At 39.9% G+C, this 18,119-nt stretch carries 18 protein-coding genes; 8 read left to right on the top strand and 10 right to left on the bottom strand.

The window, feature by feature from the left end:
- The first annotated feature begins 17 nt into the window (after positions 1 to 17).
- Positions 18 to 734, top strand: a complete 717-nt coding sequence (locus R3E32_28920) for a LytTR family DNA-binding domain-containing protein (protein ID MEZ4888784.1) — start codon at positions 18 to 20, stop codon at positions 732 to 734.
- 48 nt (positions 735 to 782) lie between these two features.
- Here the strand turns inward: R3E32_28920 and R3E32_28915 are convergent, their stop codons facing one another.
- From R3E32_28915 to R3E32_28890, 6 genes are all read right to left on the bottom strand, one after another.
- Entirely contained in the window at positions 783 to 2,138 is a 1,356-nt protein-coding gene (locus R3E32_28915) for a hypothetical protein (protein ID MEZ4888783.1), read from the bottom strand.
- 75 nt (positions 2,139 to 2,213) lie between these two features.
- Positions 2,214 to 3,650 carry a SusD/RagB family nutrient-binding outer membrane lipoprotein gene (locus R3E32_28910; GenBank protein MEZ4888782.1) on the bottom strand — a complete coding sequence of 479 codons (1,437 nt, stop codon included), beginning with the start codon at positions 3,648 to 3,650 and terminating at the stop codon, positions 2,214 to 2,216.
- Positions 3,651 to 3,902: 252 nt separating this feature from the next.
- Positions 3,903 to 7,100, bottom strand: coding sequence for a SusC/RagA family TonB-linked outer membrane protein (locus tag R3E32_28905; protein MEZ4888781.1), 3,198 nt, complete (start codon positions 7,098 to 7,100; stop codon positions 3,903 to 3,905).
- 390 nt (positions 7,101 to 7,490) lie between these two features.
- A complete protein-coding gene (locus R3E32_28900; GenBank protein MEZ4888780.1) occupies positions 7,491 to 8,180 on the bottom strand; it encodes a DUF2064 domain-containing protein in 690 nt (229 codons plus the stop codon).
- 816 nt (positions 8,181 to 8,996) lie between these two features.
- Complete coding sequence (locus R3E32_28895) at positions 8,997 to 9,452, bottom strand: DUF3291 domain-containing protein (GenBank protein MEZ4888779.1); 456 nt, start codon at positions 9,450 to 9,452, stop codon at positions 8,997 to 8,999.
- A gap of 89 nt (positions 9,453 to 9,541) precedes the next feature.
- Positions 9,542 to 10,012 (bottom strand): ribonuclease H-like YkuK family protein, encoded by a 471-nt coding sequence (locus tag R3E32_28890; protein ID MEZ4888778.1) that lies wholly within the window; start codon positions 10,010 to 10,012, stop codon positions 9,542 to 9,544.
- A gap of 217 nt (positions 10,013 to 10,229) precedes the next feature.
- Between R3E32_28890 and R3E32_28885 the strand changes: the two genes are divergently transcribed.
- From R3E32_28885 to R3E32_28860, 6 genes are all read left to right on the top strand, one after another.
- A complete protein-coding gene (locus R3E32_28885) occupies positions 10,230 to 10,496 on the top strand; it encodes a type B 50S ribosomal protein L31 (GenBank protein MEZ4888777.1) in 267 nt (88 codons plus the stop codon).
- Positions 10,497 to 10,680: 184 nt separating this feature from the next.
- Positions 10,681 to 11,898, top strand: a complete 1,218-nt coding sequence (locus R3E32_28880; protein MEZ4888776.1) for a GlmU family protein — start codon at positions 10,681 to 10,683, stop codon at positions 11,896 to 11,898.
- 55 nt (positions 11,899 to 11,953) lie between these two features.
- Positions 11,954 to 12,715 carry a triose-phosphate isomerase gene (gene tpiA / locus R3E32_28875; protein ID MEZ4888775.1) on the top strand — a complete coding sequence of 254 codons (762 nt, stop codon included), beginning with the start codon at positions 11,954 to 11,956 and terminating at the stop codon, positions 12,713 to 12,715.
- A gap of 175 nt (positions 12,716 to 12,890) precedes the next feature.
- Positions 12,891 to 13,232 carry an STAS domain-containing protein gene (locus R3E32_28870; protein ID MEZ4888774.1) on the top strand — a complete coding sequence of 114 codons (342 nt, stop codon included), beginning with the start codon at positions 12,891 to 12,893 and terminating at the stop codon, positions 13,230 to 13,232.
- 231 nt (positions 13,233 to 13,463) lie between these two features.
- Positions 13,464 to 14,753 carry an adenylosuccinate synthase gene (locus R3E32_28865; GenBank protein MEZ4888773.1) on the top strand — a complete coding sequence of 430 codons (1,290 nt, stop codon included), beginning with the start codon at positions 13,464 to 13,466 and terminating at the stop codon, positions 14,751 to 14,753.
- A 395-nt stretch (positions 14,754 to 15,148) separates the two neighbouring features.
- Positions 15,149 to 16,060: a MoxR family ATPase gene (locus tag R3E32_28860; protein MEZ4888772.1), complete on the top strand. Its 912-nt coding sequence runs from the start codon at positions 15,149 to 15,151 to the stop codon at positions 16,058 to 16,060.
- A gap of 58 nt (positions 16,061 to 16,118) precedes the next feature.
- Here R3E32_28860 and R3E32_28855 read toward each other — a convergent pair whose 3' ends face one another.
- Positions 16,119 to 16,487 (bottom strand): TraR/DksA family transcriptional regulator, encoded by a 369-nt coding sequence (locus tag R3E32_28855; protein ID MEZ4888771.1) that lies wholly within the window; start codon positions 16,485 to 16,487, stop codon positions 16,119 to 16,121.
- A 218-nt stretch (positions 16,488 to 16,705) separates the two neighbouring features.
- On the opposite strand from R3E32_28855, the gene R3E32_28850 reads away from it, so the two are divergent.
- Positions 16,706 to 17,143: an Hsp20/alpha crystallin family protein gene (locus R3E32_28850; protein MEZ4888770.1), complete on the top strand. Its 438-nt coding sequence runs from the start codon at positions 16,706 to 16,708 to the stop codon at positions 17,141 to 17,143.
- Between the two features lie 85 nt (positions 17,144 to 17,228).
- Here R3E32_28850 and R3E32_28845 read toward each other — a convergent pair whose 3' ends face one another.
- The 3 genes from R3E32_28845 to R3E32_28835 all read right to left on the bottom strand — a co-directional run bounded on the left by R3E32_28845 (position 17,229) and on the right by R3E32_28835 (position 18,105).
- Positions 17,229 to 17,516, bottom strand: coding sequence for a group I intron-associated PD-(D/E)XK endonuclease (locus R3E32_28845; GenBank protein MEZ4888769.1), 288 nt, complete (start codon positions 17,514 to 17,516; stop codon positions 17,229 to 17,231).
- Positions 17,497 to 17,820 carry a hypothetical protein gene (locus R3E32_28840; GenBank protein ID MEZ4888768.1) on the bottom strand — a complete coding sequence of 108 codons (324 nt, stop codon included), beginning with the start codon at positions 17,818 to 17,820 and terminating at the stop codon, positions 17,497 to 17,499. Before R3E32_28840 ends, R3E32_28845 begins: the two co-directional genes overlap by 20 nt.
- Positions 17,821 to 17,895: 75 nt before the next feature.
- Positions 17,896 to 18,105, bottom strand: coding sequence for a hypothetical protein (locus tag R3E32_28835; GenBank protein MEZ4888767.1), 210 nt, complete (start codon positions 18,103 to 18,105; stop codon positions 17,896 to 17,898).
- Between the last annotated feature and the right edge of the window lie 14 nt (positions 18,106 to 18,119).

Raw genomic sequence — 18,119 nt, 5'->3', positions numbered from 1 at the left:
CATATTTTCATAAAACTATGCAGTGCCTTATCGTAGATGATGAATATTTAGCCCTTCAATTGTTGGAAAGTTATATTTCCAAGATTCCTTCCCTTCAATTGATAGACAAGTGCAGCAATGCCCTTCAAGCATTGGAAGTCCTTCGCAACCAAACCATTGATTTGCTTTTTTTGGACATCCAAATGCCCGATTTAACAGGCCTTGAACTTCTCAAAACCCTGCCTCATCCGCCGATGGTGATTTTCACCACAGCCTATTCTGACTATGCCATTGAAGGATACGAACTCAATGTCTTGGATTACTTATTGAAACCTATTGCTTTTGAGCGTTTTGTGAAGGCAGTAAACAAAGCGAAAACATTATTTACTTTGCAAAACAAAGATATTTCAATTCAAAATAATTCTATTACTTCAAATGAACCCATCAAAAACTACATGATGGTGAAAGCGGACTACAAAAATCTGAAAGTCCGCTTTGAAGACATACTGTATATTGAAGGTTTGAAGGAATATGTGAGTATTTACACGTCCACAGGAAAACGAATTATCACCCATTCGACCATGAAAAACATGGAAAGCAATTTGCCCCCTCATCAATTCATGCGAATCCACAAATCCTATATCATTTCGCTACCCAAAGTGGAAGCAATTGTGGGCAATATGATAGAAATCAACAAACAAGAGATTCCAATAGGAAGGAGTTACCGGTCAGTGGTGTTTGATTATTTTGGGTGAATGGTGAAATGTTCAAAGAACCCTTTTTTTATCAAAAACTTCAACGCATCAACGTTCCTTAACATAGGCTGCGAACCCTATAAACAAACCAAAACACCCCATCAATCCCCACACATTCGCCCAAAGCAATTCGGCATATCGCCCCTCCGAAAACACCAAAGCATCAGGAAACGCCCCCATCGCCAAAACAATCCCGACCAACACACCAAAACCAATCGAGAAGTGAAACGAGAGCTTAGAAGCCCGCATATTCCACAGCAAAAACACAGGCGCAAGCCCCATCACCATTGTACCACTGACTGTTGTAGCCGATAAAATTTCGGGATTCATAAACACGGGTAAAGTTCCCAAAATCACCAAAACCACCATCATCAAACGCCCTCTCGAAACCGTTCTCAGTTTTTTCTGCCCCAAATCCATCACCATTAATTTAGAAAAAGAACTAAAAGTCGAATCCAAAGTTGAAGCAGCCGAAGTAATCATGATAAAATTCATCGCCAACATTGCAGCCGTTCCCAATAATTTCCCCACTTCAACAGCCGCCTGACCTTTCAACCCTTGCATCTGAGCAAAAATCCCCACAAAACTAAACAGCACAATGCAGAAAAAACCAATCACTGCTGCCAACAAATAACTCTTCAAAGTCATCTTGGGCGTACTAATGAAACCCCTATCCGTCAATACAGGATCGTGAAAAGGGTAACTAAACGTTTGCAGCAAAGCAGCCAAAAACAGATTCACCCCCATACCCATCGACCATGTTCCCGAAGCCAGAAAATCTCCCACCCCACTCGACTCATGCGGCAAAATAAAGCCCAGCAATAGCAGCAACAAGACTCCAAAAAACACCATCTGAATCGCATCCGTCAGCAAAGAACTCCGTAAGCCGCCCTTCATCGTATAAGCAAGCGTCAAAGCAGTCACCACAAGGATTGCCGCATAATAGCCACCACTTCCAGCCACCCCAAAATAAGTTCCGACCACCATTGTATTCGACCAGACCTCATTGAACAAACGGAATCCAATCAACAAAGAAAAAACCATCACCGCCTCTCGTCCAAAGCGACTCTCCAAAAAATGGTGGATGCTCTTAAAACCACCCTTCGTCCGAAGTTGGTAAATCACCAAACCGCCCACCACAAACGAAAAATAATACACTGCATACGCCACTCCTCCAACAATGCCAAATTCCAGTCCCAAATTGGCGGCATTGGTAATCGACTTCGCAAAAATCCACGAAATCACCAAACTACTCGTCAACATAAATATCCCAGGCTGTTTCCCCTCATCCGAGCGAGCCGCAAAAAATTCCTCCACCGTTTTGGAGTAAGGCGCAATCCAGAAAAAAAGCGCACCGAATCCAATAAGTGTTGCCCATTGAAGGGTTATTGGTTCTATGGTCATTGTTTGATTTTTTGGTGGTTACAGTAAAACTGATGCTATTATTGAATTTGCGTTTGAACTTTGATTTTGAATTTTTCAATCCACATCCCACCAAACCCCAATATTTACACTATTCTGATTATCAGAAGTAGCCGCATTGTAATTTACCTGATTCAAAGCCGCTTCATCCGTTGGGTAAGGCATCCGAACAGGAATCAAATCATTGTTAAGACTCGCTGCAATCGGCTTCAAAACAGGAAACCCAGTTCGTCGGTATTCAATCCAGCCTTCATAGCCATTGATAATATTCGCCATCCATTTTTGAGTGATGATTTGCTCCAATTTGTTCGCACCATTGCCGCCGTAAGCCGCTGCGTCTGTGAGATAATCAGCAGGCATTGTAGTTTGCCAATAGTCAAAAGCCAAGTTCACACCCATTTCGTAATGCGCCTGTGCATCGGCTACAATCAAGCCCATTTCGGCAGCTTCCGCCCACAAAAAATGCGTCTCCCAAGCAGTCATAAAATTGGCATCCAAATCACCCGTATGCTCTCGAAATATCGTTCCCGTCAAGGAATAATCCGAAATCGAAATGGAGGTAGAAGAAGCGTCAAAGCCATTCAAAAAACCATCGTATTGCGTACCCGTATCATCGTTGCCGATGGGTCTAAAAAACACTTCGATTCGAGGGTCATTTAGGCTCTTCAAAATCTGCTCCATCGTTTCGGAGAGGATATACAGATTAAAGTCGCCATCCCTTAGCTGCTGCATTCTGAAACTGTTGGGGCGACCATCTGTAAAATCGAAGGTCGCATTTTGTTCATTCGTGGTAATGTAATTGCGTGAATCATAAACGCTTTGCAGGGTTGTCGAAACGTCCGCTTTACCAGAAATTCGCATCAAATATTTTACCTTCAAAGAATTCGCAAACCGAACCCAAGCCGCCAAATCACCTCCCAACAAAATATCACCTTCCAAAGGCAGTGAACCTTGATAGCCTGCAATCGCTGCAATTCCCTTGTCCAAATTCTCCAAAATTCCGTTCGTGCCTGTGTAAATCGTCTCCTGTGAATCATAAGTTGGAGTCACAATTCCGTCCAAACCTTTTAGGGCTTCGGAATAAGGCACATCGCCATAAATATCGGTCAAAGCAGCGGTCATATAGGCCTTCAATATCAAAGCGGGTCCTTCAAAAACGGCTTGACTTGGATTGTTCCTTGCTTGTTGCAAAATCAGTTCATTGTCCTGCAAATTGCTGTAAATGATGGGCCACGGATTACCGCCCAATTGTGGGGAAGAAAGGTTATGGCGGTCGAATAGATTGAAGTCGACCATTGTGAAATACTGCCCCAGTAGATTACCTGCTACAAAGCCTTCATAGGACATTTCTTCTCCATAATTGTAAATCACTTGCCGCAACAATAGCCCAGATTGCACCTCGTTTGGGGCATTAGGATTGGTGTTAATTTCTTCAAAATCCTTGTTGCAGGAAAGGAGAGAAAGTAGGATGATGATGTATATTAAATATTTCATTTTTTTGTTGTTTTTATTTTTTGACTTCAATGAATTAATCCCTTAGGAGTATAATTATTTGTAGAAATGAAGTTCAAGAGTAATGACCAACTCCATCGGAGTTGAACCTCAGAAGTATTTGCTTATTCAACTTGGGTTGAACTCCGCTGGAGTTCTCTAACCATCTCTTGGTTTTCTCTACAGATATTCAAGTCCTAGTGGACTTCAAAACCCTATACAAACCAGCAAAGTAAATTTGGCGGTTACATTGACTCAAAATTCCAGCCCCAATTTTATCCCCAAACTACGGCTCGAAGGATAAGACATATCTTCCACACCATTTACAAACTGATTCCCTTGAACCGCCAATTGTTCGGGGTCAAAATGCGGAATTTCACTCCAAGCATACAAGTTTCTACCAATCAGTGCGATATTCAAGGTTCGGTTTTGAGGTAAATTGAAGTGATAGCCGATGGACAATTGACGCAACTTCAAATAAGACGCATCATAAGTATTGTTTTCTTCGTGGTTGCGGTCGTAAAATTGACGGTAATAAGTTTCGGCTGAAACGGCGGTTGTATTTGGACTCCAGACCACGTTATCGCCTTCACCTACATTTACCACGCCACCTGCAACGATTCCCGCCTCTGGTCGGTCAGCAGTTCCAATCAGTTGACCGCCCACCGCTGCAAGCGATAAGGTTCTGGAAACCAATATTCCACCCTGTCGCCAGTCCAATAAAAAGCCCAAATCCCAATTTTTGTAGCTTAGATTATTGCTGAATCCCAGCGAGAAGTCGGGGTTGTAATTGCCCAACTTTTGAAGGGAATTGTCTGCAATATACCGACCATTGGCATCAATGATGAAGTCACCATTTTCGTTTCGTTGATAGCCCGTTCCGTACATATCACCTATCTTGCCGCCTTCTTCGACCTGAAACCAAACTGTTTGATTTACATTGTCATAAACGCTCGAAAAAGCCAAGGTGATTTTTTCTGCACCTTCTGGTAAGGATTCAACTGTGGAAACATTTTGGCTAAAATTGAAGAAAGCATCCCATTTGAAGTCTGCTTCTCTCACCAAACTCAAACCTGCCAATATTTCCACACCTTTGGAGCGAACCGCACCGCCATTGACAACTTGCTCATTGTAGCCAGATGAAATGGGTACGGGAAAGGAAATGATTTGGTTTTCGGTGAGGGCATTGTAGTAGGTGAAATCGAATCGAAGTCTATCGTCTAAGAATCGGAGGTCTGCACCCACTTCAATGGCAGTTGTTTGTTCGGGCTGCAAATTGGCATTGGCGATTACGTCTTGAGTCGTGAAGGTCGGTTGTGAGTTGTAAGTAGTTCCTGCCACAAATGCGCTGCCTGTTTGATAAGGTGCGGTGTCATTGCCGACTTGCGCCCAGCTTGCCCGAAGTTTGGCGAAGGAAAGTACATTTGGCAAATTCATTGTATTAGAGAGTACATAACTTGCAGATATTGAAGGGTAAAAGAAAGAAGTGTTGGCTATTGAAGTACGCGTAGCCAAGGCACTTGACCAGTCGTTTCGTCCTGTGATGTCGAGGTAGAGGAAGTCTTTGAAGGCAAATTTTGCCAAACCATACAAACTGTTGATGCGTTTTTGGGCTTCAAATTGGAAGACATTGAGGGGTGATGCGGCATTGGAGAAATTGAAGATACCTGGTTGGGCAAGGGACAGAGCTTCAGTTTGATTGGATGAAGCGGTTTGATCCATGCGGTTGCCGCCGAGTGAAATGTCTGCTTTGAAGTTGCCTAGGTCTTTTTGGTAGTTCAAGAGAAAATTGCTGTTGATTTCCCTGAAAAATACAGATTGTTCGGCATATGCTCCTTGCTTGAAGCGGTTGGTGCTGAAGTGGCGTATGTATTTTCGCAATTCGTTGGAGTAGTCCATACCACTTGCTAGGTTGAGGCTGAGCTCTTCGGTGAATTGATAACTTGCCGCAATGCTGCCAAAGAGTCGGTCTCGATTGAAGGAGTTTTTGTTTTCTAATAGGATGAAATAGGGATTGTCGAAGAAGGTATAATTGAAGGAAAATTGTTGGACATTTTCCAAATTGGGTTGCCAATAGTCTTTGAGGCTTTCGATGTTGAGGGAGCGAGGCCCCCATGCGACTAAGGAGTAGTTGGTGTTTTCGGAGCCGTAACCATTGGCGGGGCGGTTGTCGCTTTGGGAGTTGATGTAATTAAAGGAGGTCGAGATTTTTAGCTGTTGATTGGCTGTGAATGTGAATCTGCCTGCGGCGGTTTTTCTGTCTAAGTTTACGCCAGGAATATAAGAATCACTTCTTAAATCGGTGAAAGAGAGACGGTAATTTCCTTTTTCGGATGCAGAAGAAAGGGCGATGTTGTTGATTTTAGTTGTACCTGTTTCGTAGAAATTTTTGAGGTTGTCGGGGTGCGAATTGAAGGCTGTAGGAGTGATTTCTGCTCCACCATGTACTGCCACATCGCCCCCTCTGACAACTCTCCCATCGGGCAAAGTGACAGGGCTATCGAACTGAGGGATCAACAATCCTTGGTTAAGTGCGGGCCCCCAGCTGTAGGTGATGTTGTCGTTAATCCCTGCTCCTAAACCATCTACAAATTCAAATTGCCCTGAATTGCCCTGACCGTATTGATTTTGAAATTCGGGCAATTGGAAGGGACGGTCTATAAAGGTGGTGGAATTGAAGCTGATGCCTAAGCCTTTGGTTTTTGAGCCGTCTTTGGTGGTGACGATGACCACACCATTTGCAGCCCTTGTGCCGTAGAGTGCGGCTGCGCTTGGACCTTTGAGGACATTGACAGATGCGATGTCGTCTTGACTGATTTCCATGCCGCCATTTCCGAAGTCGACTTCTTGGAATCCTGCGGCTGCGGCATTGGTGAAATTGAGGTTGGTGCTGTTGTTAATGAGTACGCCGTCCACGACAAAGAGCGGGTTGTTGTTGGTGAAAGAGGCTTCTCCTCGAATAGTGATTTTGGAGGTTGAGCCTACGCCTGTTGCGCCTTGTGTGACCGAAATTCCTGCAACTCGCCCTGCAAGGTTGTCTACAAAGTTGGGGGATTTGACTTCCGAAACTTCCTTTGAATCAAGCTGCTGTACCGTATAGCCTAAAGATCTGGAGCTTCGGTTGAGATTGAGGGCTGTTACCATAACTTCGCCTAATAGGGCTTCATCGGCAGCCAATGAAATATTGATTTCGCTGCGTCCATTGATTTTTTGTTCTTGTGTGGTATAACCGACAAAGCTGAAAACCAGGGTTGCTCCTTCTGATACCTGCAATGTGTATTGTCCATTGGAGTCGGCAGTGGTGCCGTTGGTTGTACCTTTTTCTACGATGCTTGCGCCTGTTAGGACTTCACTGTTTTTGATGTCTTTGACGCTGCCGCTTATACTGGTGGTTTGTGCGGTTATTGAGCTTGTGTAGAGCAAGCAGAGGATGACTATGTAGGTTTTTTTCATGTGTGTATTTTTTGAACCATTCTACCCTCCCCAGACCTCCCAAAGGGAAGGCACTATGTATGGTAGGGCGAAATTTTTGAAAAAATTGAATAAAGCGACTTACGAGATTGTGAACTGTTTCGATTTTTTATCGGAGAACTTTTGAGCTTTTTTTGATGTATCTGACCAAAAACTGTATGGGTTGACGTTGCCAACAGAATTCTCACAGAACGACAAAAAAAGAGGATTCATCGAAGGTTTTAGAGGGATGAAACTTTTGAAGTTTATTCTGAAAGATATGGGATGTTTGAAAATCAGAACACTCTCAAAAGGAAACTTCAAAAGTATTTAACCGCTCCACTAAAAATATCCATGAGCGAAAAAGAGAAATATGTGCTGTGTGGTAATGGATTAAGGTGCTCGGAGGGAGAGACTGGAGGTATGTACGGTTTTGTGGGATGTATTTGCTTCAAAAGCCACTGGATTTGAAACAGATGCAAGGATGCTAGTGAATCGCTTTCGCAGGGGGCTGTGAAAGGGCAGTGCATCCATTAGTTTTTGGAAGTCAGCAGCTTGGTCAATGTCAAAATATCTTTCGAGCCAATTGATGCTGATGGATACGGAATTGGCGTAATTTTGCCAATCGCTTTGTAGCTTGTTTTCTTGCCAAGATAGGTCTGTGAATTTTTGGCGGTTGTAGGCGCATTTGGCAATGCCTATCAAATATACGCCTCCATCCGTAGCTGGCCCCAAAACCAGTTTTTCGTTTTCAAGTTTTTGACTGACCTTCAATAGTAAATCGGAACTGATAAAGGGACAATCGTTGCCAATCACAATTACTTTATTATAGCCTTTGGCATAGACGGATTCTATGGCATTGGCGAGGCGTTCACCAAAGGAATCACCGATTTGCTCTGAACTGTAGGAACTTAGGAGAGGTAGATTGGTTTTTTGAAGGGTGTCAATGCTCTGTCGAATAAGGCATTGGGATATGACCATATTCCCTTTTCTCCCAACATGGTTGTTGAAAGTTTTGACCGTCACTTCGTCTATGGCGGTTCGAGAAAAAAAGAGTAGGGCTGTGTTGGCCTTTGGGGTCATATAAAAATTTTATATTTGATTTTGTGTTGTTGTGTCAAAGGTATTTCTCTTTCTGGTTTGGAACCGTCTTTGGAGAGACATTTGAGAGAAACGAGGAATACCAATTTAGAAAACTCTTTTTCCTACTAATTTGATTTTTAAATAAATAGATACTAAAAAAGGAACAAAATTTCTTATCATATTTATTCTCTTTTTGGTGACAAAACACTATTTTTAAAAGCACAATAACCGCTTGATTAGAAACCACATTCGTAGCCCATGAATTAATTCATGGGCTACGAATAGAAATAATTTTTAGCGAAATATCATCATAAAAGGAATAGCTTAAAATTATACTTGAGTCATAAATTGATTTACGGCAAAAGTACAAAAATGGATTTTTGAAGGAGGGAGTTTTCTTTATTGACCACAATTTCTGGAACTTAATAAAAAAGGTTCTTTGACAAAATCTGTGATTTGAGACTTCGGAAGTTTGCCGCTTACAAAATCAAAAAACTATTTCGCTAAAAATTAACTTCTTATAAAATGAAACTTCCGAAGTCTTTATTGCTTCCACAAAAATTGTCACAGAACCATAAAAAATAAGATATGGTATTGATGGATGGATTGTTGGTATTGCCGAAGGAATTGGAGTAGGTGTCACTCAAATGTCGCCGTGTTTTTAAAACGACAGTGAATTTTCGTTTATTTAAATTGGATAGTGAAAACTTGACGACATCCAACGGGTTCGCAAACATTTGAAACAGAGAGGCTCATCTTTTGTCAAGGTCTCCGACCGTTTACAAAGTTTTGCTTAATTGGAAGGAAGGAACTACTCTACTTTGGCGCATCAAACCACTTCTTAAAATCAAAAGCCGCTTCCGTAGGCCCATTTTCTGCCAAATGCTTCAATGCCTTTTTACCATTCTTAACACTCGGAACAGTTCCCTCAGGAATCCACCAAAGCACATAAGGAGGCTCGTCCATTTTTTTGAACCACTCCCTACGGTTTCTCAAAAACTCAACATGTGCGGATTGAAAGGTGAACGCTTTCAAACTATCCAAATCTTCCCAAAGCGATAGATTTACTATAATCAGCGGATTGTCAAAAGCCTGTATGTCCGTTGCATCGCCCGAATCATCCTTCAACCGCCAAACAAATCCCTCGCTTGTTTCTGCCAAAGAGTTAATGCGGTCCAAACCATTCACAAAACCCGACATCACTTCGCTATCTAAAGGGCCAAGTGCTTCTGCAATGTTGATTTGGGCTAAGTAGTATTTTGTTTCCGACATTTTTGAACAAGTTGGGTTAAAAAATGCCAGAACTACCCAACTGTTTCCAAAAACAGTTAGGTAATTCTAAGCATTGTTAGTTGAATTATTTACACCATTTTATCAGCACAAACAGAGCTGGCAAAAGCATCTGGTTTGGCCTTGAAGGCAAAACCCATCCCTAAGATATAACCCATAGCTTCTTTCAAAGCTACGTTGGATTCAAAGTGAGGATTGGTATTGATGTCGGCGTGAACCTCCAAATCAACATCATAGGCATCTAAAAGGTCACAAAGGCTGTAAGCAATTTCAATAGACATGGCAACCTCAAGCAACATTCTTTCCTTCAAGGACATATCTTGGGTTTTATTTTCGTTGTGAATGAACATAAAACCTCCTCTTTTTTCTCGCAAGAACACAATAACAGTGGCAAACTCAACAGTTCCACCTCGTACTTGCGAGTCGGAACCAATGCAGACTTTCAGCTTGTTACCAGCCTTTTTTTCTCTAATAATTGTTTGTTCAACGGTTTTTTTCAGTTCCAAGATTGGTTCGCCGTTGAATCTTCTCCATTTTTTCATGGTAAAAATTTATTTTGATGATGACACTAAACTATTTTATCATTGAACTTTAAACTTTAAAGGATTATATTATTGCCTTAAATAATTACCTTTATCCCTCTGTTAATTTAAACTCTCTGACTCAATAAGGTATTTTTTCTCAAAATAATTCCCCAGATGCTACAAAAACCATTTTTTTTTGTAAATTTGCGGCTCGAAAAATAAAAGCAATAAAACAATGAATAAAGAGATACATCCTAAAAACTATCGATTTGTTGTCTTCAAAGACTTCTCTTGCGACTTTTCTTTCTTGTCACGTTCCACAACCGAAACTAAAGATACGATTGTTTGGGAAGATGGCAAAGAATACCCATTGGTGAAACTGGAAATATCCAGTGCTTCACATCCGTTTTTCACTGGTCAAATGAAATTTATTGATACGGCTGGTAGAATTGAGAAATTCCAAAAGAAATATGCCAAATTCAACAAGAAAAAGGCAGAATAGACTATTATTATTACTTTTTTGTATGATAGAATAATAGTTTATCAAAAAAGCCTCGATTCGATATCGGGGCTTTTTTGCTTGTATATGGCTTCAACTTTTTCCTGCAAAGATTTAGTTGTTAGATAATCAAGTATTAATAATAAGATAACATTCTCTAACTTTTTTTTTCTGCAAGATACTGCTCATGAGTAATTACATTTTATTTGACGATACTACTCGCAGAGACTTACTTCCCCTCACATATACTCGACCCATTGCGGACCTGCGAATTGGAATATTGACGATTCGCCAAAAATGGGAACAAGCATTGAATCAACCAACTTCAATATTAACAGCACCTTATTTGCAGACCCTGTTTCCGATGAATTGGGACAAAGACAACTCCAATGTCTATATCAATTCTTCGGTATTGCCCAACAAACAATTGTTGGAACAAATTAATAATCTCCCTGAAAATGAAATTATTATAGATGAAGAAATAATCATTGCAGCAAAAAGCATTCGATCTCATCCACATATTTTACACAGAAGTACGAATGAACAAGTTCCGTTGGTCAGTTCTTTTCCCAGTCAAGCTCCGAAAGCCCCATACAGAAAAATAAATAACCTATGGGATATTTTCATCTACAATGCAGAAGCTATTCAGCATGATTTTGAAGTACTTACTTACAATAGAACGAGCGAGAATTTGAGTGCTACCAATACGATTATCAATCGCAACAATATATTTGTTGAAGAAGGAGCAAGCATACAAGGTGCTTTTTTGAATGCTGAAGGTGGGCCTATTTACATTGGCAAAGAGGCTACGGTGATGGAAGGAAGTTTGATTCGAGGACCATTTGCACTTTGTGAACATGGACAGGTGAAAATGGGAGCAAAAATATATGGTGCTACAACGATTGGTCCTTACTCAAAAATAGGAGGAGAAGTCAGTAATTCTGTGATTTGGGGATACTCCAATAAGGGTCATGATGGGTTTTTAGGCAATTCGGTTCTAGGTGCTTGGTGCAATTTGGGAGCTGATACGAATACGTCTAACTTGAAGAACAATTACAGTGAGGTGCAAATATGGAACTATCCACAAGGTGATTTTATGCCAACAGGCCAGCAGTTTTGTGGCTTAATGATGGGAGATCACTCCAAAAGTGGCATCAATACAATGTTCAATACAGGTACAGTAGTCGGAGTTGCATCCAATATATTTGGAAGTGGTTTTCCTTCAAAGTTCATTCCCTCTTTTGCGTGGGGAGGAAGTGAAGGATTTACTACCCATAAAATTGACAAAGCAATAGAAACAGCAAAAAGGGTTTATGAACGAAGAGGTTTGTTGTTTTCAAAATTGGAGGAAGAGGTATTGAAAACCATTTTTGAAGAAACTACCTTGCATAGGAAAGAATTGTAAACTTCAAACTCAAATTTCAAAAAAATAATACTCAAGCAAAACATAACTTACAAAGATGAGAGCAAAAATAGTAGCAGGTAATTGGAAAATGAATAAAACCGCTCAGGAAGCGGTGGAATTGACTCAAGCCATTGCAGAAGGTTTACAAAATGTGGAACTGAATGACTACAAACAAGTGATTGTTTGTCCACCTTCCTTGTTTTTGAGCGTTGTGCAAAATGGCACGAAAAATTCAAAATTACAAGTGGGGGCTCAGAATTGTCACCAAAATGATGCAGGAGCTTATACAGGTGAAATTTCTGCACTTATGCTGCAATCCTTAGATATTCAATATGTTATATTGGGTCATTCCGAAAGAAGAAGTTATTTTGGAGAAACAGACGAATTGATCAAAGAAAAAACGGACAAAGCATTGGCATACGATTTGAAGGTAATTTATTGTTGTGGAGAACAATTGGCTGTTCGAGAAACTGGGGCTTACTTCGATTTGGTCAAAGAGCAAATTTCTACCGCACTTTTTCACCTTTCTCCCACTCAACTGCAAAATGTGGTAATTGCCTATGAACCTGTATGGGCTATTGGCACGGGCGTAACGGCGAGTCCTGAACAAGCGGAAGAAATGCACGCTTTTATCCGTCAATTACTAGCAAAACAATACAATCAAGAGACAGCTGATGCCATGACGATATTGTATGGAGGCAGCTGCAAACCGAGTAATGCCGCAGCCTTGTTTTCTAAGCCAAATGTAGATGGTGGATTGATTGGAGGGGCAGCACTTGAAGCAGATAGTTTTTTAGGTATTATTGAAGCTATGTAAGGCGATTTGTTTCGATTCGTCAGCAAACATTCAATATTTGTGTGTTTGATAAGCCATTTTTGAGATAATTGTCTATATTACGCTCCAACTGCTAAACATTTTATTAGTATGGAAGTCAAAGATGAAAGCCAAGCAGATATAACAAGATTATTGAACTGAACTAAAGAGTAAAATCATGAAATACCAAATAAATGTTGTTGAACAAGCTTTGATTATTTATTTTGAAGGAAACTTAATCAGCAAAGACCGATTGGTTGATTTAATCAATGAATTAGAGGTGTATGTTGAAGAAGGGATTAATCTTTTTGTTGTTGATGTGACCAAACTTAAACATATCAACAGCACTGGTCTTTCTGTCTTGCTTACTTTGCTCACAAAGGCTCGCAATTCGGGAGGAGAACTTATCTTAGCAGGTATTCCTGAACATCTTAACAAGCTCTTGATTATCACAAAGTTGAATTCTATTTTTACGATAGTTGCTAGCGTAGAGGAAGGTTTGGCTGCTTTGATGGTTTAGTTGGATTCATTGCAATAGACAAATGGTGTCTTGGACCAAATGTGGTTATTGATTCAGAAAAAAATTATTCGTGAATCAATAACCACATTTTTTTTGCCCCAAAAGCTCATTTGTTTTCTATAAAAATAGAAGGAAATGAGAAAAATATTAACCCAAAATTAACCTCCCTTCATTTTAAAATCCCCCACAATTTCCCTAATTTCACCATTTACCAAAAACACTATAATAATTATGTCAGTAGATGTATTGTTAGGACTCCAATGGGGAGATGAAGGTAAGGGAAAGATAGTAGATTACCTTGCCAACAATTACGATTTGATTGCACGATTTCAAGGAGGTGCAAATGCAGGACATACGCTATATATAAATGGAAAGAAAATAGTTTTACACAATATTCCTTCTGGTGTATTTCACGAACGCCCTCTTAATTTGATAGGAAATGGCATGGTCATAGACCCAGTTGCCTTCAAAAAAGAGGTCGAACAGATTACTGCTTTTGGCACTGATATTCGCCAAAAACTCGTTTTAGCGAAAAAAGCGCACCTCACCATACCTACCCACAAAATTCTCGATGCTGCTTCAGAAGCCGCCAAAGGAAAAGCAAAAATTGGTTCTACTTTGCGGGGAATTTCACCGACTTATATGGACAAAATCGGTCGAAATGGTTTGCGAATAGGCGATATTACCTTACCCGATTTTGAAGAACGCTACCAAAAATTGAAGGCAAAACACGAAGAACTTTTGTCGAGATTATATGATTTCAACTACGATTTGAAGGAAATGGAAGAAGAGTGGCGAGAGGGAATTGAGGTGATGCGTTCTTTTGAACTCGTTGAAGGAGAATATTTTGTCAATCAATTTTTGAAGGAAGGAAAAGAAGTATTGGCAGAAGGTGCGCAAGGTAGCATGTTGGACATAGATTTTGGAACGTATCCTTATGTCACCTCGTCCAATACCATTACCGCAGGTGTCTGCAATGGCTTGGGAGTAGCACCACAACATATCAAAGAGGTCATAGGAATTACCAAAGCTTATTGTACACGAGTGGGAGCGGGTCCATTTCCTTCGGAGTTGGAAGATGAAGTAGGAGAAGAGATTCGACGCATTGGAGGTGAATTTGGAGCTACAACAGGTCGCCCTCGCCGTTGTGGATGGATTGATTTACCAGCCCTTCGATATGCCATCATGCTCAATGGTGTAACCAAATTGGTGATGACCAAAGTAGATATTTTGTCGGAGTTTGAAAGCATTGAAGTGTGTGAGCAATATTTGGTGGATGGAACACTACAAAATCACCTGCCTTTTGACCTTACCAAACACAAAATAGAGCCTGTCTATCACGCTTTTGAAGGTTGGCAGTCAAGTTTGGATGATTTGGAAACGTTTGAACAATTGCCTGCTAAACTGCAAACATATATCGATTATATTGAAGAACAACTGCAAGTTCCAGTTGCCATACTTTCGACAGGCCCAGGAAGAGACCAGTTGATTTTCAAAGCAATGGAAGAAGTAGTAGCTTAAATTGGTGAAATTGTGTGACTGTGAAAGTAAAATGTGTGATGGAAAAGTTGTAAAATGAAGAGTTGATGTAATTTTCACAGTCACCCATTTTAGTCCTTTTATGAAGATATTTGGCTACGAATAGAGCTTATAATCAAGCAGTTATTCTGCTTTTAAAAATAGTGTTTTATTACCAAAAGGCAATAGTGCTTTTAGACTTTGGACGAGGGAGCAGAGATGCGAGAAGTTAGACATTAATCAATTGATAATGAATAATTTACGACTAAACAACAAAAGCAAGCAAATCTTTGATTACCAAATCTTTACATCTTACTTCCTGCTTCTTACTTCTTTCGTCCAAAGTCCAAAGTGCTTCAAAATATAAATACCTCAACACCCAAACACAGCGTCTAAAAATGGCAAATTTTCAACTTTACAATAACAATGGGCAAACCTTAACAGAGCGAAGCTTACAATTGCCTCCTTATGTGAAAATAAAGGGCATTGACTCGCCAAAGGGATACATTGCTTCTCAACCTTTGACAGATGCGGTGAATGTGGCATTGGCATTAGGGCAGCCGCTATTATTGACGGGTGAGCCAGGAACGGGAAAAACGCAATTGGCAAGCAGTATTGCTTATCAATTGGGAGTTCCTTTGTTGAAGTTTTATACGAAAACGACTTCAACGGCAAAGGATCTTTTTTACCGCTACGATTCTCTTCGGCATTTTCACGATGCACAATTGAAGGAAAAAAACAATGTGGACACCAACGATTATATCGAACTCAACGCATTGGGTCAGGCGATTATCAATTCTGCGGATATGCGTTCTGTAGTGTTGATAGATGAAATAGACAAGGCTCCTCGTGATTTTCCCAACGATGTATTGAATGAGTTGGAAAACATGGCATTTAGAATTAGGGAAACAGGTAAGGAATATCAGACAAAAGAGGCGAACCGTCCGATTGTATTGATTACCAGCAATTCAGAAAAAAATCTACCCGATGCTTTTCTTCGGCGTTGTATATTTTACCACATTCCTTTTCCCAATACGGCTTTGTTGAAGCAGATTGTGAATAGCAGAGTCGCATTGAATGAAACTTTTAGAAACGAAATGTTGGATGCTGCAATTGAACATTTTGAAGACTTACGTGCCAAAAAACTTCGGAAAAAACCTGCAACGGCAGAGTTGCTTTCTTGGATTCATGTTCTGAATACGCTGAATATTCGTCCTGATGCCAATGTTGCTGCTGAGGTGAAACAGCTTAAAATGACTTATACGATACTGGCAAAAAACCAAGATGATTTGGAGATAATGAGAGGATAAATGTGAAATTGTACGATGGAAAAATGACCCCATCGTACAATTTCGCAATAGAAACATGTTACTGTTTAGCATTGATGCTCAAAGTAGTATGAGGCACCAACTTCAATCGTCGTTTGTCAATCAGTTCACCTGTTACCTTACAAACTCCATACGTCTTGTTGGCAATTCGTAGCAGTGCATGGTCTAAACTTTGAATAAATTTCTGTTGTCTTTCCATAATCTGGCTCAAGTATTCTCGCTCACTATGGGTAGAACCACTTTCAAAATCACCCAATTTAGAAGGATCATTTTCTTCGTTCAATTCGATTAGTTGCTCTTTGGCATACTTCAATTCTTCCCTTGCCTTCTCAATTTTGGCTTCAATGATTTGTTTGAACTCCGCTAAGTCGGCATCGCTGTATCGGACAAATTTTTTATTAACTTCCATCTTTACTTAGGATTATAAGTTTGTTTAATGAATTAAGAGAATTACCTCTTGCTAAAAATACTATTATAGACTATTTATTGTGTTTTGGTCACAATTTTTAACTCCAAAAAAAAATGAACAACTTTTTTTAGAAAAAATAGTGACCAATTTTAAAATCGGTGTCTATTATTCAACTTTCAAAAACATTGCTCATTTTTTTAAGCTCAAATACTATCATTATGCAATTCAACGAAGAAAACTATTACGACCAAGAGGAGTTGGAACAATACAATATTCATGCTCCCGCAACCAATGTAAGTCAGAAATACAAAGATGATGAATACGACTACATGGATGACGACAGCACTGATACTACTACCGACTCAGAAGTGCTTATACCTGCTCAGGATACGGTAGAAGACGTTTTCGTTAGTACCAACGATGACTTTTTTGAAGTACACATTGCAGTGAAAGGTATTGCTCAGAAGAATATTCGAATCAATACTGACAAATATTACTTGAATGTCAGTATTTCACCAAAAGTAGGTGCTAAAGGGACTTCTTCTTTTAGCCATGCCTTCAGACTTCCTCCAAATGCCAATACACGAGGAGGCGTTGCCACTAAATATGTAAAAGGAAATTTAGTGTTGAGCGTCAAATTGAACAAGCCGTCGTAATACAATCGTTTTATAATCAAATAAATATAGAACTCGGTTTCACGCATGATAGTAGTGAAACCGAGTTTTTGTTTATACATGTCCTTCATGTTATAATTGGGCAAGGACAATAGTATAGTTCAGGCGAAATAGGAGTGACAAGTTGAGAAAAGTTAAGGCTGAATTGAGTGCTGAAACTTTTACTTTTAATTTTTCCTGTTCCAGTTTTTACTTGTACTCTTTGAAAAATTCCATCTTTGTCTCTAACTACAAACATATCATCTCCAACATCAACTTCTGGCACTGCCACATTCCATCCTCTTGCCAAAAATTCGGACATGGCAAACAATTGTCCTGCTTGACCCAAATATAAATTAAACTTGTTCGAATTCATTTTGTGGTTGTTGTATTGCTTTTAAATACACTTTTTCTGTTGAAGGTTGAATGAACAGCAAAGTGTGAATCTGTTTGAGTTTTTCATAGGATAAGCCCGTTAAGAGAGGAACTATATGTTGAACTACCATTTCTTTGTAAGGCTCCAAACTATCCTTTATTTCTTCTCCAAAAGGTACTTGTAGCGTAGTACTTAAAAATGTTGCCTCTGGAAAGTGTTGTAGCAACTTCTCTTTTGAAAGATAATCTAATGCGAAATTCACTCCTTTTCCTTGTTTGGAAACACTGATGATTAAAGTATCCATACTATTGTTTTTTAAATGCTTCAATTGGGATTTTAACAAAAACTGCAAAGGGAAAGTTGCATTGCAGACTTTCATTTATTCCCAATCGACCCTCCATTGCATTCCCGTTTCATCCACAAAACTGACAATTCCAAATTCTTTGTTGTAGTAAATTTTGGTATAGAATCCCTTCAAATCTTCTTCATGCGTATAGACTTCAAAAAAAGTTTTTCCGAGGATTTCGATTTCGGGGAGGTATTGGAAATCGTAAGGGAAAGACTGAGTATTTATCGTACCGAAGGGCAAAGAAAATGAACTAT

The organism is Chitinophagales bacterium (assembly GCA_041392475.1).
Taxonomy (GTDB): Bacteria; Bacteroidota; Bacteroidia; order Chitinophagales; family UBA2359; genus JAUHXA01.
Note: the sequence above shows the minus strand (reverse complement) of the source record. Positions and strands in the feature narration are given on the sequence as shown.

Coding starts and splice junctions, on each gene's coding strand:
- R3E32_28905 (MEZ4888781.1), bottom strand. CDS start 7,100: ATGAAAAAAACCTACATAGTCATCCTCTGCTTGCTCTACACAAGCTCA.
- R3E32_28890 (MEZ4888778.1), bottom strand. CDS start 10,012: ATGAAAAAATGGAGAAGATTCAACGGCGAACCAATCTTGGAACTGAAA.
- R3E32_28865 (MEZ4888773.1), top strand. CDS start 13,464: ATGTCAGTAGATGTATTGTTAGGACTCCAATGGGGAGATGAAGGTAAG.
- R3E32_28850 (MEZ4888770.1), top strand. CDS start 16,706: ATGCAATTCAACGAAGAAAACTATTACGACCAAGAGGAGTTGGAACAA.
- R3E32_28920 (MEZ4888784.1), top strand. CDS start 18: ATGCAGTGCCTTATCGTAGATGATGAATATTTAGCCCTTCAATTGTTG.
- R3E32_28880 (MEZ4888776.1), top strand. CDS start 10,681: ATGAGTAATTACATTTTATTTGACGATACTACTCGCAGAGACTTACTT.
- R3E32_28910 (MEZ4888782.1), bottom strand. CDS start 3,650: ATGAAATATTTAATATACATCATCATCCTACTTTCTCTCCTTTCCTGC.
- tpiA (MEZ4888775.1), top strand. CDS start 11,954: ATGAGAGCAAAAATAGTAGCAGGTAATTGGAAAATGAATAAAACCGCT.
- R3E32_28915 (MEZ4888783.1), bottom strand. CDS start 2,138: ATGACCATAGAACCAATAACCCTTCAATGGGCAACACTTATTGGATTC.
- R3E32_28885 (MEZ4888777.1), top strand. CDS start 10,230: ATGAATAAAGAGATACATCCTAAAAACTATCGATTTGTTGTCTTCAAA.
- R3E32_28895 (MEZ4888779.1), bottom strand. CDS start 9,452: ATGTCGGAAACAAAATACTACTTAGCCCAAATCAACATTGCAGAAGCA.
- R3E32_28870 (MEZ4888774.1), top strand. CDS start 12,891: ATGAAATACCAAATAAATGTTGTTGAACAAGCTTTGATTATTTATTTT.
- R3E32_28855 (MEZ4888771.1), bottom strand. CDS start 16,487: ATGGAAGTTAATAAAAAATTTGTCCGATACAGCGATGCCGACTTAGCG.
- R3E32_28900 (MEZ4888780.1), bottom strand. CDS start 8,180: ATGACCCCAAAGGCCAACACAGCCCTACTCTTTTTTTCTCGAACCGCC.
- R3E32_28845 (MEZ4888769.1), bottom strand. CDS start 17,516: ATGAATTCGAACAAGTTTAATTTATATTTGGGTCAAGCAGGACAATTG.
- R3E32_28840 (MEZ4888768.1), bottom strand. CDS start 17,820: ATGGATACTTTAATCATCAGTGTTTCCAAACAAGGAAAAGGAGTGAAT.
- R3E32_28860 (MEZ4888772.1), top strand. CDS start 15,149: ATGGCAAATTTTCAACTTTACAATAACAATGGGCAAACCTTAACAGAG.